The organism is Methylobacterium sp. 275MFSha3.1 (assembly GCF_900108435.1).
In the GTDB taxonomy this organism is placed as follows: Bacteria; Pseudomonadota; Alphaproteobacteria; order Rhizobiales; family Beijerinckiaceae; genus Methylobacterium.
This window is the reverse complement of the sequence record NZ_FNWP01000032.1, coordinates 1-25104: the sequence shown is the minus strand read 5'-3', so window position 1 is coordinate 25104 and position 25104 is coordinate 1. Positions and strand designations below refer to the sequence as shown.

Here is a 25104-nt window from a genome sequence, read left to right as displayed (position 1 = left end):
GGAACGGGTTCTCCGGCCCGGGCGTCATTGCCATACCGCGCCGGCGCGCCCATGAGGGCGACCTCGCGGGCACCATCGCGGGCGTCCTCGGCACGGGGCCCGGCGGGCGGGCCCGGGAGCGGACCGGCAGGGCCGCGCCGAACGGAGGCGACAGGGAAGCTACCGTGGACACGCAGACCATCCCGGCCGAACTCACGACCTTCTTCGAGAAATCCCACATCGCCCTGGCGCTGGCCGCGGCGGGCGACGACAACGTCCTGCTCCTGGTGAACGAGCGGTTCCACCAGCTCACCGGCTACACGGGCGCGGAGGTCGTCGGGCGCAATTGCCGCCTCCTCCAGCGCGACGCCGACAACCGGGAGGCGCGGGCCAAGATCCACGCCTTCCTGGAGAACGACCGTCAGGACACGGTGCGCACGCCGATCGTGAATTTCCGCAAGGACGGGAAGCCCTTCGTCAACCTTCTGTACATGTCCAAACTGAAGGCGCTCTCGGGCGAGGTGCGCTTTCTTTTCGCATCCCAATTCGACGTCAGCCGCTCGCAACCTGAGTTGCTTTCCGCCTACGATGCAGAACTGGGCCGGACCCTGTCCCGGCTGACCCCGACGCTTGCGGAGAGTGGGCTCGTCATCGAGGGCTCGCTGATGACGATCGCCAACACGGTCGCCACGGTCGCGCAGGCCAAGCTCACGCTCGCGGATCTCGATGCACCAGGATTTCCTTAACGCCCCCGGAGGCGAGGCCTCGGAGGTCCTGGACGGCGCCGGGACGGTGACGGCGCCGCCCTTCGCCGGGCCGGTCGTGGGAATCGGTGCCTCGGCGGGCGGGCTCGAGGCCCTGCGGGAGATGCTGGCGCGCGCCCGGCCGCCGACCGGCATGGCCTTCGTCATCGTCCAGCACCTCGACCCCAACCACGAGAGCATGCTGGCGCAGCTCCTCGACCGGCAGACCGAGCTGGAGGTTCTCCAGTGCGAGGGCGGGGAGCGGATCGCGGGCGACAAGGTCTACATCATCCCGCCCGGGCGCGGCCTCGTCATCCAGAACGGCGTCCTCGAACTCACCCACTTCGTCCAGCCGCGGGGCCTGCGCCGGCCGATCGACGACTTCTTCCTGTCGCTCGCGGTCGACCAGCAGGCCAACGCCGCCTGCGTGATCCTGTCGGGCACGGGGGCCGACGGCACGACCGGCCTGCGGGCCATCAAGGAGCACGGCGGCGTCTGCGTGGTGCAGCAGCCCGACACCGCCCGCTACGACGGCATGCCGCTCTCGGCGGTCGGGACCAGCCTCGTCGACTTCGTGCGGCCGCCGGGCGAGATCGTCGACTGCCTCACCACCTTCTTCCGCCGCCGCGGCACCGACGCCGTCGACGCCGAGTCCCGCCTCGTCGCCGACCACATCGACGACCTCTGCCGGGTCATCCGCGCGGCGGTGGGCCACGACTTCGCCGGCTACAAGCGGACCACCCTGGTTCGGCGGGTCGAGCGGCGCATGCACGTCCTCGGGCTCGAGTCCGGCCGGGCCTATCTCGGCCGCGTCCGGGCCGACAAGACCGAGTGCGAGGCGCTGTTCCGCGACCTCCTGATCAACGTCACCCGCTTCTTCCGCGACGCCGAGATGTTCGAGCTCCTCCGGGAGCGCGTGGTGGAGCCCCTGCTGCGCACCCGCGATCCCGAGGAGGACATCCGGGTCTGGATCCCGGGCTGCTCCAGCGGCGAGGAGGCCTACAGCATCGCCATGCTGTTCGCCGACGCCGCCCGCCGCCTCGGCCTGCCGCCGGCGGTCCAGATCTTCGCCACCGACATCGACGAGCGCATGCTCCAGATCGCCCGGGAGGCGACCTACCCGGCCGCCGCGCTCGCCGACATCCCGGCCCATCTGCGGGAGCGCTACGTCATCCTCCACGCCGAGCGCTTCACCGTCGCGGCCGAGATCCGCGACCTGATCCGCTTCTCCAGCCACAGCCTGGTCAAGGACCCGCCCTTCTCGCGGGTCGACCTCCTGTCCTGCCGCAACCTGCTGATCTACTTCGACGAGCGCCTCCAGCAATCGGTGGTGCCGCTGTTCCACTACGCGGTCCGGCCGGGGGGCTACCTGTTCCTCGGCCCCTCGGAGAGCGTCAGCCGCTTCGAGCACCTGTTCCCGGTCATCGACCAGCACGCCCGCCTGTTCGAGCGGCCGCCGGGCGCGCCGCAATACCCGATCGACCTGCCCGGAAGCGCCCGCCGGGGCGAGGCCCGGCGCGGCGGGCGCGAGGAGCGGCGCGGCGAGCCCTCGATCGCCGACGAGACCGTGGCGGTGCGACGCGTCATGGAGCGCTACGCCCCGCCCAGCATGGTGCTCAACGAGGACGGCGGCATCATCGCCGCCTACGGGCGCCTGAGCCGCTACTTCGACTTCCCGGTGACCCGGACCGGCGGCACCAGCGCCATCACCCTGGCGCGCCCGGGCCTGCGCGACGTCATCGGCCCGCTGCTCCGCCAGACCCGCGACGCGCGCAAGCGCGTGGTCGTCCGCGACGTGGAGATCCGCTCGGAATACGGCGTCCAGCCGGTGGAGCTGATCTGCGATCCCCTGCCCGACGGCTCGATGCTCCTGGTCCTGCGCGACACCGGCGCCTTCCGGGCGGCGGACGACCTCGACCTGATCGAGATGGATGCCGGCGGCGACCACGTCGAGGCGCTGGAAGAGGAGCTGCTGCGCACCCGCTACAAGCTGCGCTCGGCGGTCGAGGAGCTGGAGACGACGAACGAGGAGCTGAAGAGCTCCAACGAAGAAATGATGTCGATGAACGAGGAGCTCCAGTCGACGAACGAGGAGCTGTCCACGGTCAACGACGAGCTGAAGACCAAGGTCGAGCAGCTCACCATCGCCAATGCCGACCTGCGCAACTTCTTCGAATCCACCGACCTCGCCGTCGTGGTGCTCGACCGCGAGCTGAAGGTGCGCAGCTTCACCACGTCGGCCACCACGATCTTCCCGCTGCAGCCGGGCGATCGCGGCCGCCCCCTCGCCGACGTGTCGAGCCGGCTCGCCGGGCACGAGTACCTGCACGACGCCCAGGAGGTCTGCGCCGGCGGCTCGGTGATCCAGCGGCGCGTCGCCACCCGGGACGGGGAGCGCACGCTCTCGCTGCGGGTGCTGCCCTACCGCCTGCAGAACGGCAGCGTCGACGGCGCCACCCTGGTGCTCACCGACATCACCGAGGCGCTGTCGCTGGAGCGCCAGCTCGCCGCGGAGCGCGAGCGGCTGGAACTGGCCGTGAAGGCCGGGGGCATCGGCGTCTGGGAATACAGCCCCGATGCCGGGACCGTCGTGGTCGACAGCATCGCCGGCACGATGTTCGGCCTCGCTCCCGACACCCCGCACCCCACCGCGTCCCTGGCGGCCAGCGTGCTGCCCGAGGACCGTCCCGGCTTCGAGGCGGCGCTGTCCGAGGCGGCGCACGGGCTAAACGAGTTCGAGGCGCGCATCCGCGTGCGCGCCGCCGACCACGCGCCGCGGCACATCCGCAGTTACGGGCGCCTGACCCGGAGCGGCGACCGGAAGCGGATCGTCGGCGTCTGCATCGACGTGTCGCCCGAATACGCGCTCGCCGAGACCCGCGACCTGATGCTGCGGGAGATGAACCACCGGGTGAAGAACCTGTTCGCGATCATCGGCGGCATGATCTCGGCGGGCGCCCGCACGCACCGGGAGATCGGCGTCTTCGCCACCGACATGCGCGACCGCATCTCGGCGCTCGGGCGGGCGCATTCCCTGGCCGACCCGTCCGACGGCCAGGGCATGAGCGACCTCGCCGGCCTGATCGGCGCGACCCTGCGCCCGTACCGCGACCACGTCCCCACGGTGATCGAGGGCCCCCTCGTGGCGATCAACTGGCGGCACGTGTCGTCGCTGGCGATGATCCTGCACGAGTGGGCGACGAACTCGGTGAAGTACGGCGCGCTCGGGGCCGACGACGGCGCGCTGTCGGTCACCTGGGACCGGCAGGAGGCGGGACTCGTCCTGGACTGGTGCGAGCGGATGGCCCGTGTCCCGGAGCCGAGGCCCGGACGAGGTTTCGGGACGATGCTGGTGGAGATGTCGCTGCGCCAGCTCGAAGCGACCGTGACGCGCAGCCACGACGCCGCCGAGTACCGGATCACGCTGCATCTGCCCGAGGCGGCACTCCTGCGGGGCTGACGCGCGCTCAGGGATATCCGTGCGTCGGCCGTCCTTGCGAGCGCAGCGAAGCAATCCCGTCGGCGCCACGCTTGCCGATGCTGCGCGACCCTGGATTGCTTCGCTGCGCTCGCAAAGACGGCGAGGTCTCCCGATCCTTCACTGCGGGTTCGGGAGGAGTCACGATGCCGGAGGGCGCCGGACGAACCGGCGCCCCGCCCCCCCTCAGTCGATGACTTCGACGATGCGGTGGCCGCGATCGACCAGGACGGGCTGGTCGTTCACGATGGTGTAGCGGTAGCCCGGGCGCACCCGGTACTCGGTGGGCACGTCGTAGTAGGTGACGCTGTCCTCCGGCAGCACGGTGCCGACCCGGACCGGGCCGCCCCAGCTGTAGGAGCGCGCGCCGCGCTCGCGGACGTAGCTGCGGAACCGCGGGCGGTCGTCGACGCCCAGGATGCCGCCGACCGTGCCGGTCGCCGCGCCGACCGCGCCGCCGACGATGCCGCCGACCGGGCCGGCCGCGTCGGCGCCGACCGCCGCACCCTCGGCCGCGCCCCGCAGGGTGCCCTGCGCCTGGGCGGCCGCCGGGAGGGCGAGGAGGCCGGCGGTCGCCAGCGACAGAAGAAGCTTGTTGGTCATGCTGAGATCTCCAGGGTCGTCAGGGCGCGGCTGTCCGCCGAGGATCAGTTGCAGCCTTCCTTGTGGACGGTCTTGGAGTTGCCCATGCCGTCCTCCTTGTGGACGGTCTTCGAGCCGCAATCGACGCTGCCGGTGGTGACCTCGCGCTTCTCGACGACGGTGTCGCGGTGGTCGACGACGGCGGGCCCGTCGCGGCGGATGACGGTGGTCTCCTCGGCGCTCGCCGCACCGCACAGGGCCGCGAACAGGGCGCCCGAGAGAATGATGTTGCGCATTGGTAGCCTCCTGACTTCAATCGAAGCCAGCAACGGCAGCGGCGGAGAAAGGGTTCCACGCGCATTGATCGGTAGATCACGCGGATATTCGCGATGCGGCACCGTATTGGTTGTGTACAATCGACCGCCCCGGTCCCGCACAGCTTCGCGGGACCGGGGCGGCGCTTCAGCCGGCCAGGGGCGGCATCCGGGACCACCAGTCGTGCGCCCGCTCGTACTGGTGGGCGACGCGCAGGATCTCGGCCTCGGCGAAGGGCCGGGCGGCGATCTGGAGGCTGATCGGCAGGCCGCGCCGGTCGAAGCCGCAGGGCAGCGCGATGGCGGGCAGGCCCGCGAGGTTGAACGGGTAGGTCAGGCGCCAGGAGGCCGCCAGCACGCTCTCCGCGCGCCCGCCGAGCGCCACCGCCGACTCGTCCGTCCGCCACGCGGTCAGTGGCGAGGCCGGGCCGACGATCACGTCGGCCTCGGCCAGGACGGCGGCCATCTCGTCCATGATCAGGGCCCGCACCTGCTCGGCCCGCAGGTAGTCCGGCCCGGTCACGAGCCGGCCCATCTCCACGAGGTCGCGGACGTCGGCGGCGAAGCCCGCCACGTGGCCCCGGGCGAGGCTGCGGTCGTGGTAGGCGGTCGAGGAGGCGAGCTCGATGGCGTAGATGGCGCCGAGGCCGTGGCGCAGGGACGGCACCGCGACGTCGCGCACCGCGCAGCCCCGGTCTTCGAGGAAGCGGAGCGCCGCCTCGACGGCGGCGGCGACGTCGTCGTCGATTGCGTCGAAGAAGTGGTTGCGGATCACCGCGACCCGCAGGCCCCGGATCGGCCGGTCGAGCCCGGCCGTGTAGTCGGGGACCGGGGCCGCGCTGGCCGCGGGATCGCCGGGATCCGGGCCGGCGAGCGCCTGCAGCATCAGGGCGGCATCAGCCACGGTCAGGGTCAGCGGCCCGGCATGGTCGAGGGACCAGGAATGCGGCACGATCCCCGACCGGCCGACCCGGCCGTAGGTCGGCTTGAGCCCGACGATCCCGCACAGGGCGGCCGGGATCCGGATCGAGCCGCCCGTGTCCGAGCCGAGGGCGGCCGGGCAGAGGCGGGCCGCGACCGCCGCGCCCGAGCCGCCGCTGGAGCCGCCGGGCACCCGGTCGGGGTCCCAGGGGTTGCGGGTCGGCGGCGTGACCATGCCCCAGGCGAATTCGTGCATCCGCGTCTTGCCGAGGATCACCGCGCCGGCCGCCCGCAGCCGCGCCACGGCGTGGCTGTCGGCCGCCGGGAAGGTCAGCGCCTCCACCGCCGTGCCGGCCCGGGTCGGCATGTCGGCCGTGGTGTAGTTGTCCTTGATGGCGATCGGGATGCCGTGGAGCGGGCCGCGCGGCCCCGTCCGGGCGATCTCGGCATCGGCCGCGCGCGCGGCGTCGAGGGCCGCGGGCGAGAGGTGGACGACGCTGTTCAGGGCGCCGTCGAGGCGCGCGATCCGGTCGAGGCTGGCGCCGACGAGCTCGGCGCTCGACAGCTCCCGCGCCGCGATCCGCCGCGCGAGCTCGGTGATCGGGGCTTGCCAGAGGGGGTCAGTCGCGGCGGTCGTCATGGGGCACCCGGCGGTAGGGGAGCGTCGGATCGAACACGACCGGCGGGTGGATATCCGCGAGGTCGAGGTCGCGGAGCCGCGCGATCTCGGCGAGCACCGGCGCGAACTGGGCCAGCAGGTGGGCGACCCGCCGGGGCTCCTGGCGCAGGCCGACGACGTCGCGCAGGAGGTCGGGGGCTGCATCCCCGGCGGTGCCCGGCCGCTCGGCGGGGGGCCTGAGCAGCATCGCCACGACGTCGTCCGGCAGGGCGCCGGCCGGGCCGTCCTTCCGCGGCATGCCGGCCACGAACGGCACGAGCTGACGGCGGGCGACCAGGAGAACGCGGCGCAGCTCGGCCACGGGCTCGGCGTGCTCGTCGACCCGCAGGTCGAGGCGCGGGTAATCCTCGGCGGCGACGATCTTGAGCGCCGCCGACTGCTTGCCGCGCCGGTCGCCGCCGGCCGCGTCGCCGGCCTCCAGGGCGCGCATCAGCCGCTCGTCGAGATCCTGGGCGGCGCTCCCCTCGAAGGCCTCCGCCATGGCGTCGACCACGCCCGGCCCGGCGAGCATGTTGCCCTGGACGGCGTAGCCGGCCCCGGTGCGGTGACCGGCCGCCGGCGTGCAGCCGGCGCCGGTCCAGGCGGCGGCCCGCCCCTGCCCGTCGACGAGGCCGAGCTGGCGCAGGTCCGGCCGGTCGTCGGTGGCGAGGGCCGCCGCCAGCGCGGCGTCGGGATCCTGCCCGCCGGCCAGCCCGTCGAGGATGCGGGCGGCGAGGTAGGGGTTCACCCAGGACTGGGTGGTGACGGCCCCGATCCCGGCCCTGAGGAACGGGCACAGGCCGCCCACCGCCGGGACGGCGCTCGCCACCGCGACGCCGAGCTGGCCGGTCCGCGGGCAGCGGGCGGCGATCGAGAAGGTGTTGAGTTCTCTCATGCGCTTACGGCTTCCTCCTCCCTGCTCCCGATCCACCGCCGTCTTTGCGAGCGCAGCGAAGCAATTCAGCAGCGCCCCATCCGGGAGCGTGGCGCGACCCTGGGTCGCTTCGCTGCGCTCGCGATGACGGTGGTGGATCCGGGTCGATCTCACACCGCCAGATGATCGATGACGCGTGCCCGCGCGTCCGGCGCCTGGGCGGCCCCGCTGTCGACGATCTCGCCGAGCTTGAGCACCGCGTAGCGGTCGGCGAGCGCCAGTGCGAAGGCGACGTGCTGCTCCACCACCAGCATGGACACGCCCGCGGCCCGCTCGGCCTGGAGCACGCCGCGCAGGCGCTCGACCATGGAGGGCTGCACGCCCTCGGAGATCTCGTCGATCAGCAGGAGGCGCGGGCGCAGCATCAGGGCGCGCCCGAGGATCAGCATCTTCTGCTCGCCGCCCGAGAGGGTGCCGGCCCGCTGGGCCAGCCGGTCCTTCAGGAACGGGAAATGGCCGAACAGCCGCTCCAGCGCCTCCGGCAGCATCCGGTCGGAGGGTACCGCGAGGCGCAGGTTGTCGCGGATCGACAGGTCCTGGAACAGGGGCTGCTCCTGCGGCGCGTAGCCGACGCCGAGCGCGTTGAGCTTGGCCGGCGTGAGGCCGGCGAGCGCCTGGCCCCCGACCGTGATGGCGCCGCCGCGCAGGGCCACCATGCCCAGGACGGTCTTGAGCAGCGTGGTCTTGCCCATGCCGTTCTTGCCCAGCAGCGCCACGATCTCCCCCGGCCCGACCGAGAGGGACACGTCCTTGACGATGGCGACGGCGCCGTAGCCGCTCGACACCCGGTCGAGGGCGAGGGCGGCCCCCGCCGGCGCGATCTGCCGTGCTGCCCGCCGTGCTGCCTCACCCATGGGCGCCTCCCGAGTAGATGGTCCGGACCAGTTCGGAGCCCACGACGTCCTCGACCGTGCCGTCCAGGACCAGCCGGCCCTGGTGCAGCACCACGATCCGGGACGAGATCTCGCGCACGAAGTCGAGGTCGTGCTCGACCAGCACGGCGGCGATCTGGCCCTCGGCGGTGAGCGCCTTGAGGACGGTCCCGATGGTGGTGCGCTCGGCCTTGGTCAGGCCGGCGGTGGGCTCGTCGAGCAGGATCAGCCGCGGCTCCAGCGCCACCACCATGGCGAGCTCCAGCGCCTGCTTCTGGCCGTGGGACAGGAGGCGCGTCGGCTGCGTCAGCTGGCGGTCGAGGCCGGTCATGCGCAGGACGTCGAGGGCCGGCTGCGGCAGGCCCAGCGTCTCGGCCCGCCCGACCGGGCTCAGGCCGTCGTGGGACGCCCGGGCGAGGCGGAGGCAGTCGGCCACCGACAGGCTCTCGAACACGCTCGCCACCTGGAACTTGCGCCCGACGCCGAGGCCGACGATCCGGTTCGGCGTCAGCCCGGTGATCGGCGTGCCGCCGACGGCGATCGCGCCCTTGAACGGCTCGGTGCCGTCGCTGAGGCAGCGCATCAGCGTGGTCTTGCCGGCGCCGTTGGGCCCGACGAGGCTGACGAGCTCGCCCGCCCGGATCTCGAGGTCGATGCCCTCCAGCACCGTCAGGGCGCCGTAGGCCTTGGCGAGGTTCTCGACCTTGAGGATCGGGGTCCCGGTCGCCTCGGTGCCGGTCACCTCCGACCCGGCCGCCTCGGTCCCGGCCGCCCGCGCGACGAGGCGCGGCGGCGCCGGCTGCCGCCGGCCCACCGGCAGCGCCCGCCAGAGGCGGCCGACGAGGTCGGCGAGGCCGCCCGGCAGCAGGATGATGATGACCACGAAGGCCGAGCCCAGGAGGAGCTGCCAGAGGAACGGCAGGTCGCCCGAGAGATTCGCCGCGAGGTAGTCGATCGCGACGGTGCCGAGCACCGGGCCGAGCAGCGTGCCGCGGCCGCCGAGCGCCACCCAGATGACCAGCTCGGTGCCGAACAGGAAGCCGGCATTCTCGGGCGCGACCACGCCCGAGGCGTTGGCGAACAGGAAGCCCGCGAGCCCCGCCACCGCGGCGAGGGACGCGGTGAGCCGGATCTGCAGGCGCCGCGGGTTGAGGCCGAGATAGGCGCAGCGCGCCTCGTTGTCCCGGAGCGCCACGAGGGCGCGGCCGGCATCGGCCCGGACCAGGATCCAGGCCGCCAGCGTGACGGCGATCAGGAACAGGGCCGCGAGGCGGAAATAGCCCTCGGTCTCGAAGGGCAGCACGTCGAAGCCGACGAGGCCGCTGCTGGAGCCGGTCCATTCCCCGCCCGCGTAGATGAGCTGCACGACGACGATCGGGACGACGAGCGAGATCACCGAGGCGTAGAGCGGGGTCGAGCGGTGGTAGAAGGACAGCCAGCCGACCGCGAGGCCGAGCAGGGCCGGCGCGACGAGCGCCGCCGCGATGGCCGCGGCGATCCCGAGCGGCGTCGCCCCGTAGGCGGCGAGGATCATCGCGGTGGCGTAGGCGCCGATGCCGAAGAACGCCGCCTGGCCGAAGGTCAGGATCCCCGCGAAGCCCCAGAGCAGGTCCACCGTGACGGCCAGCACCGCGTAGATCATCGAGCGGGTCAGGACGTTGACCGCGAAGGTGTCGAGGACGAGCGGCGCGATCCAGAGGGCCAGCGCCGCCAGGCCCGCGACCACGAAGGGCGCGGCGCGGGACAGGCGGCGTCCGCGGGGCGCCGCGGCGGCGCGCTCGGTGGCGGGCTCGGTGGCGGGCAGGGTCTCAAGCACGGGAGAAACCTTTCGGGCTGATCCGCAGCACGAGGGCGGCGAGCACCGCGACGGCGATGCTGCCCAGGATCGGGCTCACGAAGGTGCTGATCAGGACCTGCGCGGCCCCGAAGACCAGGCAGGCCGCCGCGAGCGCCAGGTACGAGGCGTCGGCGACCATCACCAGCATGAAGGCGCCGATCAGCCAGGAGACGCCCATGTTGGGGTCGACGCTGGTGAGCGGCGTCAGCAGGACGCCGGCGAGGCCGGCGAAGCCGGCGCCGAGCATGAACACGACGAGGCGCACCCGGCCCGTGTCGATGCCGAGGCTGCGCGCCAGGGTCTCGTTCATGATCACCGCCCGGGCCGAGAGGCCGAGCCGGGTCCGCTCGATGGTGAGCGCGAACAGCGTGCCGATCGCCAGCGCGATGCCGAGCGCCACGAGGCGGTAGGCCGAGTAGTCGACGCCGAGGAACGCGACGGTGCCGGCGTAGAGGTTCGGGGTGAGCTGGACGTCCCGGCCGAAGGCCAGGGTGATGAGCTGCCCGACCACGATGCCGAGCCCCCAGGTGGCGAGAATCGCGTCCAGCGGCCGCCGGTAGAGCGGGCGGATGATGAAGTGCTCGGCGAGGCCGCCGAGCGCCGCGCCGACGACGAAGGCGAGCGGCAGGGCCAGCCACGGATTGAGCCCGAGCCGGGCGGTCACCACCGCGCAGTAGGCGCCGACCGTCAGCCACGCCCCGTGGGCGAAGTTGATGATCTTGAGCACGCCGAAGATCGCCAGGAGGCCGATCGCGACGATGAACAGGATCGCCGCCGTGGTCAGGATGTCGAGGGTGAGCAGCATCGGGGTTTCCGGGTGCGCGTGTCGTCGCGGGCTGAGGGAGGGATTTGGCGGGTGACGACGGTCCCCTCCCCCTCTGCGGGCTTGCCGAGTCACGTATCGACCACGGCACCGCGGCTTCCGGACCGGGCGCGGGTCCCCTCTCCCGTGCGGGAGAGGGACAGGGTGAGGGGTGTGACCTCTCCGGAGAAGTCTCGTCCGAGACAGCGCGACGACGGCGCGCTCGATCCTGGAGCGTCTAATCCCTCACCCCCAACCCTCTCCCGCACGGGAGAGGGGGCACGTGGCGCTCCGTCATCGACGTCGCGCGAGACGGGTGGATATCGTCGCCCGCCCGGGCGAGGCCTCGTGCCCCGCCCCTCACTGCAGCTTCGGGCACTGCTCGCCGGGATCGACGTCCTTGAAGGTGCCGGCGACCTTCACGGTGCCGTCCTTCTGGATCTGGCCGAGATACATGGTCAGCGGCGCGTGGTGCTGCTTGCTCATGGTGATCGTGCCCCGCGGCCCGGTGAAGCTCACGGTCGGGAGCGCCTCCAGGACCTTGGCGGTCTCGGTCCCGCCCGCCTTCTCGACGGCGGCCTTGTAGAGGTAGATCGCCTCGTATTCCGGCACCGAGAGGTCGTTGGGCGTGCGCAGCTCCGCGCCGAACTTCTTCTGCATCGCCGCCAGGAACGCCTTGTTCTCCGGGCTGTCGATCCCGGTGACGTAGGAGGCCGAGAGGTAGACGCCCTCGGCGTCCGCGCCCATGCTCTTGGCGGTGCCCTCGTCCAGCGCGAGGTTGGCGAAGGGCAGCGACACGCCCGCGCCGCGCAGCTGCTTGGTCAGCGTCACGTTCGGCGCGCCGCCCGCCGTCGAGGTGATCAGCGCGTCGGGCTTGGCCTCCTTCAGCTTGGAGATGATCGCCGTCCAGTCGCTGCCGTCCATCGGCAGGTACTCCTCGCCGACCACCTTGCCGCCGGTCTTCTCGACGTAGCTCTTGGCGAAGCCCAGCATGCCGCGGCCGAAGGCGTAGTCGCTGCCGATCAGGAAGTAGGTCTTGGCGCCCTTCGCCTTGAAGGCGTCCACCACCGGCGGCACCTGCTGCTCCGGCACCCAGGCGTCCACGAACATGTTCTTGTTGCAGGAATGGCCCTCGTAGAACGAGGTGTAGATGTACGGCACCTTCCCCTTGGTGACGGCGGGCAGGCCGGCGTTGCGGGCCGCGCTCGTCTCCATCGAGATCAGGACGTCGACCTTCTTCTGGTAGATCAGGCTGTCGAAGGCCTTCTGGGCGCCGGCCGCCCCCGAGGCGTCGTCGGCCACCTCCAGGACGAGCTTGCGGCCGAGGACGCCGCCCTTGGCGTTGATCTCCTCCACGGCGAGCTCGGCCGACTGCACCACCGAGGGGGCGACGACGCTGTTGGCGCCCGACAGGCCGATCGGGATGCCGATGACGATCGGCTTGCCGTCGGCGGCCTGCGCGGCCGTGGCGGCCTGCGCGGCGGCGAGGGCGAGCGCCGCGGCGCCGACGAGGGACCATTTCACCATGAACGAACTCCTTGGATGACGACGGTGCGAAGCGGGCTCAGCCGTAGATGTCGGCGCGGCGGTCGCGCAGGAGCGAGTTGAACGCGTTGAGGTCCTTGCGCCCGGCCGCGTCGAGGTCGACCAGCGCCGAGACGGTCTCGGTCCGGTCGCGGCTCGCCGGGCCGGCGAGCGGCCAGCCCTTGGGGCCGATGATCAGGCTCTGCCCCTCGAAGGGCTGGCCGCGCTCGACGCCGACCCGGTCGGCGCAGGCGATGAAGATGCCGTTCGAGTGCGCGGCGGCCCGGTGCAGGGTGTTGGCCATGGCGGCCTCACCGTCGGGCTGGTCGGGCATCGGCACCCAGTTGGTCGGGATGCAGACGATCTCGGCGCCGGCGAGCGCCAGCTGCCGGAAGGTCTCGGGGAACCAGCCGTCGTAGCAGATGGCGACGCCGACCTTCCCGAGCGCGGTGTCGAAGACCGGGAAGCCGAGATCGCCCCTGGCGAAGAACACGTTCTCCTGGTCCCAGAGATGCGCCTTGCGGTAGGTGCCGATGTAGCCCTCGGGCCCGACGATCACGGCGGCGTTGTAGAGGGTCTCGCCGGCGGATTCGGCGATCCCCGCCACGATGTGCACGCCGAGCTCCGCGGCGAGCGCCGCCCAGGCGCGGGTGGTCGGGCCGTCCGGCACCGGCTCGGCCAGCGCGGCGGCCTCCGCGGCGGATTCGAACACGTAGCCGGTGCTCGCGAGTTCCGGCAGCACGATCAGCCGGCCGCCCTCGGCGGCGGCCGCGCGGACGAGGTCCGACGCGCGCGCCATATTCGCGTCGACCGCGCCGAATTCCGGCTCGAACTGGATGCACGACACCCGTATCGGCGGGCGCGCGGGATCGTTCGCCTGGACCATGAGAGCTCCGAAACGCAAAAAGCCCCTGGGCGCGGAGACAGATCATCCGCGAACCAGAGGCTTCAAAGCCGTGATGTCGTGCAGCACTGCTGCTGCGGGGCAACCTTGCCCGGTTAGACTACGATACGCACCCCGAAACAGACCGCAAGACCATAAATGCGGCAGGCTGCTGCGATCAAGTCTTTTCCGCCAACGCGATGCGCAGGCCGAGTCCGCTCATCGCCTCGTGGGCGGAGACCACGCTCTCGGCCACGCTCGCCATCGGCACACGGGCGGCGGTGGCCCGGTCCCGGAGCATCTTGTAGGCGGCGTCCTCGTCGATCCGGTTCAGGTCCACGAGCAGCCGGACCGCCTTCTCGACGGTGCGGCGGCCCTTCATGGTCTCCTCCAGCCGGTTGATCTTGCTGGTGAGCCGGCCCTCGTAGCCGCGCCGGTAGCGGGCCAGGGCGAACTGGGTGAGCACGCCCCGCGGGTGGAGCGGCTTGTTGAGCACGCCGTGGGCGTTGACGTCCGCGATCGCCTTGAGCGAGGTCGGGCTCTCGTAGGCCACGATGGCGATGACCGCCGGCTCGATCGCCTCGATCGACGGCAGCAGGTGCATCACCTGGGCGTCGTCGAGCTGGATGAACAGCGTGTCGATGTCGGCCGGCAGGGCGGCGGGCGGCGGCCACGCCAGGGAGACCGCGCAGCCGAGGCGGCGGAGCTGCTCCAGCAAAGCGGCGGCCTCCTCGTCCCGGGGATGGATGACGAGGGCGCGGGCGCGCCGCAGGTCGTCCAGGATCTTGCGGGCGGGGGCGGTCACGCGGCGAGCCCCTCCTCCAACCAGTTCGTCTCGAACCGGGACCACGCGAGGTACGGGTCGGGCCGCACCGGCCGCCGCGCCCGCCAGACGACGTCGAACTGCCCGTCCGCGCGGGCGACCCCGATGCCGGGGGTGAGCCAGATGTGGCGCGTCTCGCCGTCGAAGGCGAGTTCGCCCTCCGGCGCCGCGAGGCGCTGCCGCAGGGCCGCCGCGCCGAGGCGCTCGGCGTCGAGGGTGCCGGCCTCCGCGAGCGCCCGGGCGAAGAGGTGGACCTGCGCGTAGGCGGTCTCCGACCACATGCTGGTGGGGCGCTCAGGCCCGAACCGGGCCTGGAAGGCGGCGACGAAGCGCCGGTTCTCCTCGCCGGGCAGCGCGCCGAAATACGGCGCCGCGAGGACGTGGCCGGTGCAGTGCTCGGGGCCGATCGCGCGGATCTGGCCCTCCGCCAGGGTGAGGCTGGCGATCGGGCAGCGGGCGCGGTCGATGCCGGACGCGGCGTAGGCGCGGTAGAGCCGCTCGGCGCCGCGCCCGACCACCGTGGAGAAGACCGCGTCCGGGGCAGCGTCGCGGATCGCCGCGATCATGGCGGCGTGGGCCGCGTCGTCCGCGTCGAGGGCCGCGTAGAGCTCGCCCGCGATGGTCCCGCCCTTCGCCTCGATCAGGTCGCGCATGACCCGGTTCGATTCCCGCGGGTAGATGTAGTCGGACCCGATCAGGAAGATCCGCGGCCCGTGCTCCTGCATCAGGTAGTCGGCCAGTGCGAAGACGTTCTGGTTGAGGGTCGCGCCGGTGTAGATGATGTTCTCCGAGTACTCGAAGCCCTCGTAGATCGACGGGTACCAGAGCAGGCCGTTGTGCCGCTCGACGGTGGACATGACCGACTTCCGGCTCGCCGAGAGCGAGCAGCCGAACACCACCTCGACCCCGTCCTCGGCGAGCATCCGCCGGGCCAGGGTGCGGTAGGCGTCGGTGTCGCCGGCGGGGTCGTAGCAGACGGGCTCGATCGGGCGCCCGAGCACGCCGCCCGCCCGATTGACCTCCTCGATCGCCAGGGCGGTGCCGAGGAAGTGCTCGGTCTCGGTGATGCCGCTCACCCCGCTGCGGGAGAACAGGACACCGACCCGCCACGTCGCTTCATCCTTGGCCGCCATGGTCCCCCCGGGCTCGCCGCAGGCACCCGGAGGGCTGCGCGCCCCGCTGTCCTAGCCGACGGAGGACCCGCCGCGAAAGCCGTTCCCCGCGCCGTCGTCCGGGGGCAGCCCTAGCGCCGCTCCGCGCGGGCGAGGCGCGAGACCAGGATCCCGAGCCCGATCGCCGCGCCGGTCAGCGCGAGCTTCGCCGCCAGCCCGGACCGGTTGTGGGCCAGCTCGGCCCGGGCGCCCATCTCGGCCGGGACGTTGGGGACGCGGCCCCGCGCGAGGTCGTCGACCACGCCCTCGACCACGTTCACCCGGTCGGCGGCCATCAGCATCAGCCAGTGCGCCCACTGGGACTCGCTGTAGCGGAACGCCTGCCGGCGGATGACGCCGCTCACGCCGCGCGGCGGAACCGACGTGCCGACGACCGCCGGCCGGGCGTTGTACTCGATCGAGGTGAGGACCTCGACGCGCGCCCGCTGCTTCGGCGGGCGCGTCCAGTTCATGCCCCGGCTGTCGTCGCGCGCGATGTCGCGCATCGGGTAGGTCGGATCGTTCTGCGGATCCGCGTCGACGCCCCAGCCCGGGACCGTCGACGGATCGATCGGACGGTTTCTCATCGCTCCCTCCTCACGCGCGTGCCGTCGGGGGGACGAGGACCGGCTTGATGCACTCATCGAGCTTGGCCGAGAAGAGATGGTAGGCATCCGCGGCCTCCTCGAGGGGCACCTTGTGGGTGATCAGTTCCTTGGGGTTGAGGCGGCCCGCCTCGATATGGGCGATCAGCTTCGGCAGCAGGCGCTTCACCGAGGCCTGGTTGGCCCGGATGGTGATGCCCTTGTTCAGGACGTTGCCGATCGGGATCAGGTTGCCGGTCGGCCCGTAGACCCCGACGATCGAGACGATCCCGCCCTTCTTGACCGCGTTGATCGCCCAGTGGAGCGCCACCGCCGAGCCGCCCTCCAGCTTCAGCTTGGTCCCCATCAGGGTGTGCAGGGCGCTCCCCGCCGCGTCACCGCCGACCGCGTCGATGCAGACGTCGGCCCCGAGGGAATCGGTGGTCTTCTTCAGGAAGACCACGGGATCCCCGATCGAGCGGAAATTGTAGACCTCGGCGGGACAGTAGCGGCGGGCGAAGTCGAGCCGGTACTCGACATGGTCGATCACGATCACCCGCCCGGCCCCGAACAGCCACGCGCAGCGCGCCGCCATGATGCCGACCGGCCCGGCGCCGAAGACCACGACGGTGTCGCCGCGCTGGATCCCGCCCATCTCGGCCGCCTGATAGCCGGTCGGCACGACGTCGGTGAGCAGCACCGCGTCATCGAGGTCCATCGTCTCGGGGATCTTGCACGGGCCGACATCGGCATAGGGCACCCGGACGTACTCGGCCTGGCCGCCGTCGTAGCCGCCGGCGGTGTGCGAGTATCCGTAGATGCCGCCGACCGCGGTCGCCTGCGCGTTCGCCTCGTGACAGTTCCCGAACAGCCCCTGCTTGCAGAAGTGGCAGCGGCCGCAGGCGATGTTGAACGGGACCAGCACGTGGTCGCCGACGGCGAGATTGCGCACGCCGGAGCCGACCTCCTCAACAACGCCCGTGAATTCGTGGCCGAACGTCGTGCCGACGCGCGTATCCGGCACCATTCCATGGTACAGGTGAAGATCAGATCCGCAGACGCAGGTTCGCGTAACTCGGATGACCGCATCCTCAACATGCTCGCACACGGGGATCGGCTTGCGATCGACGCGCACGCGGTACGGCCCGCGGTAGTTCATCGCCAGCATGCCGGGGCTCCCTCGTCCACGACCGGGGAACCGCAGGCGGATGCCCAAGTTCCCGGCGGCCGCGGCGGGGCGCGAGGTGGCGCGCGGTGGGCGGCCGCCCTCACCCGGCGGCCGGCCCTGCCTTCCGCGCCGGGCGGCTCACGAACCGGGAGCCGGCGAGCAGGAAGCGCCAGGGCGTCTCGGCGCCGCGGGTGATGCCGATGCGCCGGTCGCTGACCACGTCGCCGCCCCCGGAATCGCCCGCGGCGCGGGGCTCGAACCGGAACGGCGCCCGCGCGAGGGGCGCCCCGTCGAGCGCGTCGGTGACGCCGAGGGCCTGGCAGAGGCGGCCGGGGCCGGCGCAGAGGAGGCGCGGATCCTCCAGGCCGCGGCGCGCCCGCATGGCGGGAAGCCCCTCGGTCGGCGCGAGGGCCCGGAGCAGCACGGCGCTGCCGGGCTCGCAGACGAGGTTCAGGCACCAGTGCATCCCGTAGGAGCGGTACACGTAGGCGTGGGCCGGCGGGCCGAACATGCTGGCGTTGCGCCGGGTCGGGCCGCGGAAGCTGTGGGAGGCCGGATCGGTGCTGTCGTAGGCCTCGGTCTCGACGATGATCCCGCCGGCCGCGCCGACGAACAGGCGGGCGCCGATCAGGTCGGAGGCCACCGCGGCGGCGCTGCGGGCGAAGAAGGTGTCCAGCATCGGGGCTCCGGCGCGGGCGGCCCCGCGCGATCCGCGTCGACGGGATCCGGCGAAACGCGGGCGATTAGAAATAAATCGGACGCAACGGAAGTCTTGCTGGTACGAGGGGCCCGTGAATGGCGGGCCCAGAACCGATCCCCTCGGACCTCCAGCATGGTGCGCACAGCCTCGATCGCGACGCTCCGGTCCGCCGAGTCGGGCGCGCAACCCCGGTCGGCCCCGCGCGCCGCGCGGCTCCGCCTGAACCTGCGGCGCCTCCGGCTGGCCAGCGGCCTGATCCTGTTCGGCTACGTGCTGACCCACCTGCTGAACCACGCCCTGGGCAACGTCTCCCTCGACGCCATGGAGGACGGCCTCGACCTCGTCACGGCCGTCTGGCTCAACCCCGTCGGCCTGACGCTGCTCTACGGCGCCCTGGTGGTCCACCTGCTGCTCGGGCTCCAGGCCCTCTACGCGGCCCGCTTCTTCCACTGGCGGCCGTCCGAGACCCTGCAGCTGGTCTCGGGCCTGCTGATCCCGCCGCTGCTCATCAGCCACATCGTCGGGACCCGGGTCTCCTTCGTCACCGAGGGGCTCGACAAGGGCTACGCGCAGGAACTCTACGCCTTCTGGATCGCCTCGCCGATCCTCGGCCTGATGCAGGTCACGGTCCTGGTCGTCGCCTGGATCCACGGCTGCATGGGCCTGTATTTCTGGCTGCGGCTGAAGCCCGGCTTCGACCGCATGGCGCCCTGGCTGCTGGCGCTCGCGGTGCTGGTGCCGGTCCTGTCGCTGCTGGGCTTCGCGCAGGGCGGCCGGATGGTCATGACCCTGGCGCAGGATCCGGCGTGGCGCGCGGCGGCGCTCCAGCCGGTCCATGTCGGGCTGCCCGACCAGGTGGCGCGGCTCGCCGCCGTCCGGGACGGGCTGCTCGGGACCTACGCGGGCCTCGTGGCGGCGGTGATCGCGGCCCGCGGCGCGCGGACGCTCGCCGAGATCAAGCGCGGCACGATCCGGCTCAGCTACCCGGACGGACGGGTGGTGCGGGTACCCCGCGGCACGAGCGTGCTGGAGGCGAGCCGGCGCAACCGGATCCCCCACGCCAGCGTGTGCGGCGGCCGCGGCCGGTGCTCGACCTGCCGGATCCGGGTGACGGACGGCAGCGACGGGGCGCCGGCACCCGGCCGCACCGAGCGGGCGGTGCTGGAGCGCATCGCGGCCGGCCCGGGGGTGCGCCTCGCCTGCCAGTTCCGGCCCGAGACCGACATGGCCGTGGTGCCGCTGCTGCCGCCGCAGCCGCGCATGCGCCAGGCCGACCTGCTCGACCGGGCGCAGTCGGGCGAGGAGCGCTTCATCGTGGCGATGTTCGTCGACCTGCGCGGCTCGACGCGGCTCGCCGAGGAGCGCCTGCCCTACGACACGGTGTTCATCATCAACCGCTTCCTCGGCGCGGTCGGCGACGCCGTGCGCGAGGCCGGCGGCTCGACCAACCAGTTCCTCGGCGACGGCCTGCTGGCCCTGTTCGGCCTGGAGACGGAGGCCGAGGCGGCCGCCCGGGAGGCCCTCAGGGCGATCGACCTCATCGCCGAGTCGGTCGACACGCTGAACGGGCTCCTGGCGGCCGACCTGGAGCACACCCTCCGGTACGGGATCGGCGTGCATGCCGGCCCGGCGATCGTCGGCGAGATGGGCGACGCCACTGACGCCCGGTTCACGGCGCTCGGCGACACCGTCAACGTCGCGGCCCGGCTCCAGGGCCTGACCAAGGTCCTCGGCTGCGTGGCGGTGGTGTCGGAGGCGGTCTACGCGGCGGCCCGCGTGGCGCCGGCGGAGATCCGGGACGTGGCGGTGGACGGCCGGTCCGAGGCCGTCCGGGTCAGCACCCTCGGAAACGCCTGACGCGAACGTCGTTGCGAGCGGAGCGAAGCAATCCAGAGTGGTACCGCGGTTCTCGGCGTCGCGCATCCCCGGGTCGCTTCGCTGCGCGCGCGATGACGGGTGATCCGAGCGGACGGCGCGCCTCAGGCCCGCTGCCGGTGCGCCGCCCCGAGGCGCGGCGCCAGAGCCAGCATCAGCGGCACCACGGCGAGCGCCGTCCCGGCCGCCGCCACGGCCGCCCAGTGCGGGCCGGCCGCGTCGCCGAGCCGCCCGTAGAGCAGCGGTGCCGCCAGCGCGCTGCCGCCGAGCGTCCAGGTGTAGAACACCGCGAAGGCCCGCTCGACCCGGCCGCCGGGCGCCAGCTCCGGGACGGTCCCGTAGAGGACCGACGAGGTGCCGTTCAGCATCACGCCGAGCAGCGGCAGCAGGATCAGCCCGGGAGCCAGCGGCAGCACGATCACCGCCAGGATCGCCAGTGCCGTCCCGGTCTCGGTGAGGATCACGGTCCGGGTCACGCCGAGGCGTTCCCCGAGGCGCCCGCAGACCGCCTTGCCGAGCGCGCCGCCGACGAAGACCAGCGACAGGGCGAGGCCCACCGTGGTCAGCGCCGCGCCCTTCTCCTGCAGCAGGAACGGCAGGTAGAGCAGGAAGGCCGGCCGCGCGGCGTTGTCGAGCATGCCGATGGCGACGAGCAGCCGGAAGCCCGTGCCGCTCCCCGGCCCGGTCGCGGACGGATGGGCCGCCGGACGCGCAGCGGCGCCGCCGCTGCGTGACGCCGGATCACGCGGCAGCAGGCGCGCGACCGCGAGCGCGACCACGATCCCGGCGCCGGCGATCACCCAGAGCGCGTGCCGCCAGCCCGTCAGGGTCAGCAGCAGGCCGACCAGGGGCGGGACCGCCGCCTTCCCGAGATCGCCGGTGAAATTGTAGGTGCCGAGCGGGCCGCGGGCGCCGGGCCCGTAGGCCCGGGCGATCACCGCGGACGCCAGGGGATGCTGGGTGCTGCTGCCGGCGCCGCCGAGCAGGAGCCCGATCCCGAGCCCGACGAGGCCGCCCGAGGCGCCGGCGATCGCGTAGCCGGCCGCGCTGAGCACGGTGCCGAGCACCAGCACGGTGCGGGCACCCCAGGCCTGGGCGAGGCGGCTCGCCGGCATCTGCAGCGCCGCCAGGGCGCCGTTGTAGAGGGAGCGCAGGAACGCCAGGGCGACGTAGTCGAGGCCGAACTCCGCCTGCCAGACCGGCAGCAGCACGTAGATCAGGTCCGTGTAGCCGTCGTGCAGGGCGTGGTTCACGCCGGTGGCCACCAGCGTGCGCCGGGCGTCCGGCAGGGACGCGGCCCGGGAGGACGCGGTTTCGGAAGACGCGGTTTCGGAAGACGCGGTCAGATCGGACGCGACGGACATCCAGCCATCCTTCGTGGTGCGGCATCAGGATGGCGCCCTGGCCCGGAGCTGACAAACGACTTATGCTGACGCTCGCGTGAGGAAACCTGACCCGTGCACCGTCGCCTGCCGCCCCTCAACGCCGTGAAGGCCTTCGAGGCGGCCGCGCGGCACGGGAGCTTCACCCGCGCGGCGGACGAGCTGCGGGTCACCCACGGGGCGGTCAGCCGGCACGTCCAGACACTGGAAGGCTGGCTCGGGCTGCCGCTGTTCGAGCGCCACAACCGGCGGGTGGTCCTCACCGAGGCCGGCACGGCCTACGCTACCGAGATCGGCGCCGCCCTCGACCGCATCGCCCTGGCCACCGCCCGGCAGGCCGAGCGCGGACGGCCGCGCCTGCTGCACGTGAACGCGCTGGCGACCTTCACACTCCGCTGGCTGATCCCGCGCCTGTCGGGCTTCCAGCGAGCCAACCCGTCGATCGAGGTGCGGCTGACCACCTCGAACGTGCCCCTCGCCAGCCTGGCGGAGCCGTTCGACGTGGCGATCCGGGGCGGGCCGGACAGCCGGCCGGGCCACCGCGCCGAGCCGTTCCTGTCCGAGCGGCGCATCCCGGTCTGCAGCCCGGACCTGCTGCAGCGGCTGCCGCTCCGGGTGCCGGAGGATCTCCGGCAGCACACGCTGCTGCACGCCGCGACGCTGCCGCGGGTCTGGCCCGACTGGCTGCGCGCGGCGGGCGTCCCGGACCTGGCGCCGCGGGCCACGGTGACGCTGGAGCATTTCTACCTGACCCTCCAGGCCGCCCTCGACGGGCTCGGCGTCGCCATGGGGCCCGAGCGGCTGGTCGCCGACGACGTCGCGGCCGGGCGCCTGACCCTGCCCTTCCCGGGCCCCGCCCTGCCCGCGCGGAGCTACTACACCTACATCCCCGAGCCGCGGGCAGAGGATCCGGCGGTCCGGGCCTTCTGCGGCTGGCTCGCCGAGGCGGCGCGGCATCCGTAACGCTCCGTCATCGCGAGCGCAGCGAAGCGACCCAGGGCTGCGCGCCTTCCGTCCGGAGGGCACCGACTGGATTGCTTCGCTGCGCTCGCAAAGACGGCGGAGACGCGCATCAGGGATGGCGTGCCGCCTCCGCCCGGCGCATGGATCGGATCCGGAACGCCCCCGACCGCGTCGGGGTTGGCGTCAGACGCTTCTGCCGAAGGTGACCGCATGGCGCGCAAGCGTCTCCGCCCGACGATCGAGAGCCTGATCGAGTCCCTGGGGCGGCTCGGCGTCGCCCCGGAGGCGGTCGACCTCGACCGGCTGCTCGCCCAGCTCGACCTGCCCGATTACGGCGCCGAGGTCGACGACGACCGCGTCGCCCGGGCGCTCCGGGAGATGCGGGCCGCCCGGGCCTTCGCGGAGACCGGCGTCCCGGCGATCCGGAAGGCGATCCCCAATCTCCGGGCCGTGGTTACCAAGGACCACCGCATCACCTGGCTGATCCGGACCGAGATCCCGCTCCTCGACAACGGCCGCCTGGACCTGCGCCTCGACGTGGCCCCCGAGCCGGAGGCGGCCGAGATCCTCGCCCGCATGGCCGCCCGGAACGACCCGACGCACCGCCTGGAGGCCCTGCGCGACGCCGTGACGCGCACGGCCCTCCAGGCGACCCGCGCCCTGCACAAGCCGGTCGACCGGCTGCGGGCGCAGCTCCTCGTCGACCTGCGCGAGGTCGGGGCGGACGCCGCCGCCTACATCGCCCACATGGGCCGCTCGCTCCGGTCGCGGGTCTTCACGTACGGCCCGAAGCTCGCCCGCGGCCTCAACGACACGCTCACCCCCGTCCGCCGCCACGCCAAGGCGGTGGCGCGCGAGGGCTCGCGCCTGCGGCGGCTGCGCGATCAGGTCGGCTTCGGCGCCTATATCGAGCGGTTCACCGCCGCCCGGCGCCTCGACCGGAAGATCGTGTTCCACATGGGGCCGACCAATTCCGGCAAGACCTACGCGGCGCTGCAGCACCTGAGCGCGGCCGAGACCGGGGCCTACCTCGCGCCGCTCCGGCTGCTGGCGCTGGAGAACTACGAGACCCTGCGCGAGCGGGGCCTGCACGCGGGCATGATCACCGGCGAGGAGGTGCTGGGCGAGGCCGACCCGACCCACACCGCCCGCACCATCGAGACCGCCGACCTGACCCGGCCGATCGACGTGGCGGTGATCGACGAGATCCAGATGCTGTCGGACCCCGACCGCGGCTGGGCCTGGACCAACGCGCTGTTCGGCGTCGCGGCGCGGACCGTGATCGTCTGCGGCTCCGACGACGCCCTGTCGTATGTCCGCCGCGCCGCCGAGGCCGCCGACGAGTCCCTGGAGGTGATCCCCTTCACCCGCAAGTCGCCGCTCCTGCTGCTGGAGGAGCCGGTGCCGTTGGAGAAGGTCGAGGCCGGGGACGCGGTCGTGGCCTTCTCCCGCCGGGCCGTGCACGAGAACCGCGAGGTCCTCGTCGCCCGCGGCCACCGGGTCGCGACCATCTATGGCGCCCTGTCGCCGGAGGTCCGCCGGGCCGAGGCCGCGCGCTTCCGCTCCGGCGAGGCCAACGTGCTGGTGACCACCGACGCGATCGGCATGGGGCTCAACCTCGGCCCGCTGAAGCGGATCGTCTTCTCGGCGGTGCGCAAGTGGGACGGGACCGCCGAGCGGGCGCTGACCCATTCCGAGATCCGGCAGATCGCCGGCCGGGCCGGCCGCTACGGCCACCAGGATGTCGGCTACGTGGCGGCGACCGACCCCTACGCCGCCGAGCCGATCCGCACCGCCCTCTCGGGCGCACCGACGGCGCCGGCGGCCGACACGCGCTTCTTCGTCCGCCCGGATCTCGGGGCGATCCGCTCGGTGGCCGAGGAGATGCGCACCCACAGCCTGCACGAGGTGCTGACCCACTTCGCCCGGGCGACCTTCTACGCGGGCTCGCCGTTCCAGCCCTCGGCCCTGGAGGAGGTGCTGGAGGTGGCCCGGATCGTCGACCGGGCGCGGCTGCCGATCGAGGAGAAGTTCGCCTTCTCGGTCTGCCCGATCGACCGGCGCGACGAGATTGCCATGGGGCTGCTGGAGCGCTGGTGCCAGGCGCGGGCCGCCGGCCTCACGGTCCCGGCTCTGCGCGGCAACCTCTCGGGCGCGCTCGACTACCAGGAGCGGACCGTGAAGCTCGCCAGCGCCTATCTGTGGCTGTCGCGGCGCTTCCCCGAGACCTTCGACGACGTGGACGCCATCCGCCACATGCGCGGCCGGGCCAACGACGCCATCGAGCATCACCTGCGCGAGACCGCGACCCGCAAGGCCGAGCGGCGCAGCCGGCGACCTGTCGGGGCGCGGTGAGACGCGGCATCAGGCCATGAAAAAAGCCCGCTGCGCGTTCGGCGCAGCGGGCTTTGTCAGATGACGTTGGTTGCGGTGACAGGATTTGAACCTGTGACCTTCAGGTTATGAGCCTGACGAGCTACCGGGCTGCTCCACCCCGCGCCAAGTCTGTGCGGCTGGTCCGGGTACGCCAGCTCTGGCGAGCGGGCGGCGTGTCCGGGGGCCGGATCGGTGTTCGTGTCGAGGGAATGGTGATTGCGATGGGCGGGTCTGGCGGCGACCGACTCTCCCGTGTCTTGAGACACAGTACCATGGGCGCTGGCGTGTTTAACGGCCGAGTTCGAGATGGGATCGGGTTCTGGGCACGCCGCTCAGGCCACCAGACCGGCGCATCGCAATTCGTTTGGCACTGGGCGGCGCAGGGTGCTGCGACGGCGAGTGCTGTGTTCGGCAAGCAGGCAGCCTCATCGCTGCGGGTCTTCTTATAACCGTGGCTGTGTGCCCGTCACCCGCTTTGCAGCGGCTGCCGGTCACACACGGACACGGATCACGAGAGCGATCAAGCCAATCGGGCGATTAGTACCGGTCGGCTCA

General features: G+C 72.6%; 20 protein-coding genes, 1 tRNA gene and 1 rRNA gene. 5 read left to right on the top strand and 17 right to left on the bottom strand.

Annotation, left to right across the window (positions count from 1 at the left end):
• The first annotated feature begins 164 nt into the window (after positions 1-164).
• Positions 165-725 (top strand): PAS domain-containing protein, encoded by a 561-nt coding sequence (locus BLW78_RS27200; RefSeq protein ID WP_042672945.1) that lies wholly within the window; start codon positions 165-167, stop codon positions 723-725.
• Positions 706-4182, top strand: a complete 3477-nt coding sequence (locus BLW78_RS27195) for a CheR family methyltransferase (RefSeq protein ID WP_091683244.1) — start codon at positions 706-708, stop codon at positions 4180-4182. The genes BLW78_RS27200 and BLW78_RS27195 overlap by 20 nt, the downstream gene beginning before the upstream one ends.
• 204 nt (positions 4183-4386) lie before the next feature.
• Here the strand turns inward: BLW78_RS27195 and BLW78_RS27190 are convergent, their stop codons facing one another.
• The 14 genes from BLW78_RS27190 to BLW78_RS27125 all read right to left on the bottom strand — a co-directional run bounded on the left by BLW78_RS27190 (position 4387) and on the right by BLW78_RS27125 (position 17932).
• Entirely contained in the window at positions 4387-4803 is a 417-nt protein-coding gene (locus tag BLW78_RS27190) for a DUF1236 domain-containing protein (protein ID WP_020096054.1), read from the bottom strand.
• 44 nt (positions 4804-4847) lie between these two features.
• A complete protein-coding gene (locus BLW78_RS27185) occupies positions 4848-5078 on the bottom strand; it encodes a hypothetical protein (protein ID WP_056524541.1) in 231 nt (76 codons plus the stop codon).
• A 166-nt stretch (positions 5079-5244) separates the two neighbouring features.
• A complete protein-coding gene (locus BLW78_RS27180) occupies positions 5245-6657 on the bottom strand; it encodes an amidase (protein WP_091683242.1) in 1413 nt (470 codons plus the stop codon).
• On the bottom strand, positions 6638-7570 hold the full coding sequence (locus tag BLW78_RS27175; protein WP_091683240.1) for a DUF1028 domain-containing protein: 933 nt from the start codon (positions 7568-7570) through the stop codon (positions 6638-6640). Before BLW78_RS27175 ends, BLW78_RS27180 begins: the two co-directional genes overlap by 20 nt.
• Positions 7571-7719: 149 nt before the next feature.
• Positions 7720-8463, bottom strand: a complete 744-nt coding sequence (locus BLW78_RS27170) for an ABC transporter ATP-binding protein (protein WP_091683238.1) — start codon at positions 8461-8463, stop codon at positions 7720-7722.
• A complete protein-coding gene (locus BLW78_RS27165) occupies positions 8456-10297 on the bottom strand; it encodes a branched-chain amino acid ABC transporter ATP-binding protein/permease (protein WP_091683237.1) in 1842 nt (613 codons plus the stop codon). Before BLW78_RS27165 ends, BLW78_RS27170 begins: the two co-directional genes overlap by 8 nt.
• Entirely contained in the window at positions 10290-11123 is an 834-nt protein-coding gene (locus tag BLW78_RS27160) for a branched-chain amino acid ABC transporter permease (protein ID WP_020096060.1), read from the bottom strand. The genes BLW78_RS27165 and BLW78_RS27160 overlap by 8 nt, the downstream gene beginning before the upstream one ends.
• 357 nt (positions 11124-11480) lie before the next feature.
• Positions 11481-12647 carry a substrate-binding protein gene (locus BLW78_RS27155; protein ID WP_020096061.1) on the bottom strand — a complete coding sequence of 389 codons (1167 nt, stop codon included), beginning with the start codon at positions 12645-12647 and terminating at the stop codon, positions 11481-11483.
• A gap of 37 nt (positions 12648-12684) precedes the next feature.
• On the bottom strand, positions 12685-13530 hold the full coding sequence (locus tag BLW78_RS27150; RefSeq protein WP_020096062.1) for a nitrilase family protein: 846 nt from the start codon (positions 13528-13530) through the stop codon (positions 12685-12687).
• Between the two features lie 175 nt (positions 13531-13705).
• The gene (locus BLW78_RS27145) at positions 13706-14332 is read right to left on the bottom strand and encodes an ANTAR domain-containing response regulator (RefSeq protein ID WP_020096063.1); all 627 of its coding nucleotides are present in this window, start codon (positions 14330-14332) and stop codon (positions 13706-13708) included.
• The gene (locus BLW78_RS27140) at positions 14329-15483 is read right to left on the bottom strand and encodes a transporter substrate-binding domain-containing protein (protein ID WP_091683235.1); all 1155 of its coding nucleotides are present in this window, start codon (positions 15481-15483) and stop codon (positions 14329-14331) included. Before BLW78_RS27140 ends, BLW78_RS27145 begins: the two co-directional genes overlap by 4 nt.
• 110 nt (positions 15484-15593) lie before the next feature.
• The gene (locus BLW78_RS27135; RefSeq protein ID WP_091683234.1) at positions 15594-16088 is read right to left on the bottom strand and encodes a hypothetical protein; all 495 of its coding nucleotides are present in this window, start codon (positions 16086-16088) and stop codon (positions 15594-15596) included.
• A gap of 10 nt (positions 16089-16098) precedes the next feature.
• Positions 16099-17244, bottom strand: coding sequence for a zinc-dependent alcohol dehydrogenase (locus tag BLW78_RS27130; protein WP_244527075.1), 1146 nt, complete (start codon positions 17242-17244; stop codon positions 16099-16101).
• 109 nt (positions 17245-17353) lie between these two features.
• On the bottom strand, positions 17354-17932 hold the full coding sequence (locus tag BLW78_RS27125; protein ID WP_042670544.1) for a DNA-3-methyladenine glycosylase: 579 nt from the start codon (positions 17930-17932) through the stop codon (positions 17354-17356).
• A 153-nt stretch (positions 17933-18085) separates the two neighbouring features.
• On the opposite strand from BLW78_RS27125, the gene BLW78_RS27120 reads away from it, so the two are divergent.
• The gene (locus BLW78_RS27120) at positions 18086-19810 is read left to right on the top strand and encodes an adenylate/guanylate cyclase domain-containing protein (RefSeq protein WP_056524564.1); all 1725 of its coding nucleotides are present in this window, start codon (positions 18086-18088) and stop codon (positions 19808-19810) included.
• 122 nt (positions 19811-19932) lie between these two features.
• Here the strand turns inward: BLW78_RS27120 and BLW78_RS27115 are convergent, their stop codons facing one another.
• A complete protein-coding gene (locus BLW78_RS27115) occupies positions 19933-21192 on the bottom strand; it encodes an MFS transporter (RefSeq protein WP_091683231.1) in 1260 nt (419 codons plus the stop codon).
• 93 nt (positions 21193-21285) lie between these two features.
• On the opposite strand from BLW78_RS27115, the gene gcvA reads away from it, so the two are divergent.
• Entirely contained in the window at positions 21286-22173 is an 888-nt protein-coding gene (gene gcvA / locus BLW78_RS27110; protein WP_091683229.1) for a transcriptional regulator GcvA, read from the top strand.
• 210 nt (positions 22174-22383) lie between these two features.
• Positions 22384-24528, top strand: coding sequence for a helicase-related protein (locus BLW78_RS27105; protein ID WP_091683227.1), 2145 nt, complete (start codon positions 22384-22386; stop codon positions 24526-24528).
• 67 nt (positions 24529-24595) lie between these two features.
• Here the strand turns inward: BLW78_RS27105 and BLW78_RS27100 are convergent.
• Together BLW78_RS27100 and rrf are read right to left on the bottom strand one after the other, a co-directional pair.
• Positions 24596-24672 (bottom strand) — tRNA-Met (locus tag BLW78_RS27100).
• Between the two features lie 106 nt (positions 24673-24778).
• Positions 24779-24894 (bottom strand): 5S ribosomal RNA (gene rrf, locus BLW78_RS27095).
• Positions 24895-25104: the final 210 nt, after the last annotated feature.

Bases quoted from the DNA above. Each gene is read 5' to 3' on its own strand.
- BLW78_RS27195 (WP_091683244.1), top strand. From the start codon at position 706: ATGCACCAGGATTTCCTTAACGCCCCCGGAGGCGAGGCCTCGGAGGTC.
- BLW78_RS27190 (WP_020096054.1), bottom strand. From the start codon at position 4,803: ATGACCAACAAGCTTCTTCTGTCGCTGGCGACCGCCGGCCTCCTCGCC.
- BLW78_RS27185 (WP_056524541.1), bottom strand. From the start codon at position 5,078: ATGCGCAACATCATTCTCTCGGGCGCCCTGTTCGCGGCCCTGTGCGGT.
- BLW78_RS27180 (WP_091683242.1), bottom strand. From the start codon at position 6,657: ATGACGACCGCCGCGACTGACCCCCTCTGGCAAGCCCCGATCACCGAG.
- BLW78_RS27175 (WP_091683240.1), bottom strand. From the start codon at position 7,570: ATGAGAGAACTCAACACCTTCTCGATCGCCGCCCGCTGCCCGCGGACC.
- BLW78_RS27170 (WP_091683238.1), bottom strand. From the start codon at position 8,463: ATGGGTGAGGCAGCACGGCGGGCAGCACGGCAGATCGCGCCGGCGGGG.
- BLW78_RS27160 (WP_020096060.1), bottom strand. From the start codon at position 11,123: ATGCTGCTCACCCTCGACATCCTGACCACGGCGGCGATCCTGTTCATC.
- BLW78_RS27155 (WP_020096061.1), bottom strand. From the start codon at position 12,647: ATGGTGAAATGGTCCCTCGTCGGCGCCGCGGCGCTCGCCCTCGCCGCC.
- BLW78_RS27150 (WP_020096062.1), bottom strand. From the start codon at position 13,530: ATGGTCCAGGCGAACGATCCCGCGCGCCCGCCGATACGGGTGTCGTGC.
- BLW78_RS27140 (WP_091683235.1), bottom strand. From the start codon at position 15,483: ATGGCGGCCAAGGATGAAGCGACGTGGCGGGTCGGTGTCCTGTTCTCC.
- BLW78_RS27135 (WP_091683234.1), bottom strand. From the start codon at position 16,088: ATGAGAAACCGTCCGATCGATCCGTCGACGGTCCCGGGCTGGGGCGTC.
- BLW78_RS27130 (WP_244527075.1), bottom strand. From the start codon at position 17,244: ATGAACTACCGCGGGCCGTACCGCGTGCGCGTCGATCGCAAGCCGATC.
- BLW78_RS27125 (WP_042670544.1), bottom strand. From the start codon at position 17,932: ATGCTGGACACCTTCTTCGCCCGCAGCGCCGCCGCGGTGGCCTCCGAC.
- BLW78_RS27120 (WP_056524564.1), top strand. From the start codon at position 18,086: ATGGTGCGCACAGCCTCGATCGCGACGCTCCGGTCCGCCGAGTCGGGC.
- BLW78_RS27115 (WP_091683231.1), bottom strand. From the start codon at position 21,192: ATGTCCGTCGCGTCCGATCTGACCGCGTCTTCCGAAACCGCGTCTTCC.
- BLW78_RS27105 (WP_091683227.1), top strand. From the start codon at position 22,384: ATGGCGCGCAAGCGTCTCCGCCCGACGATCGAGAGCCTGATCGAGTCC.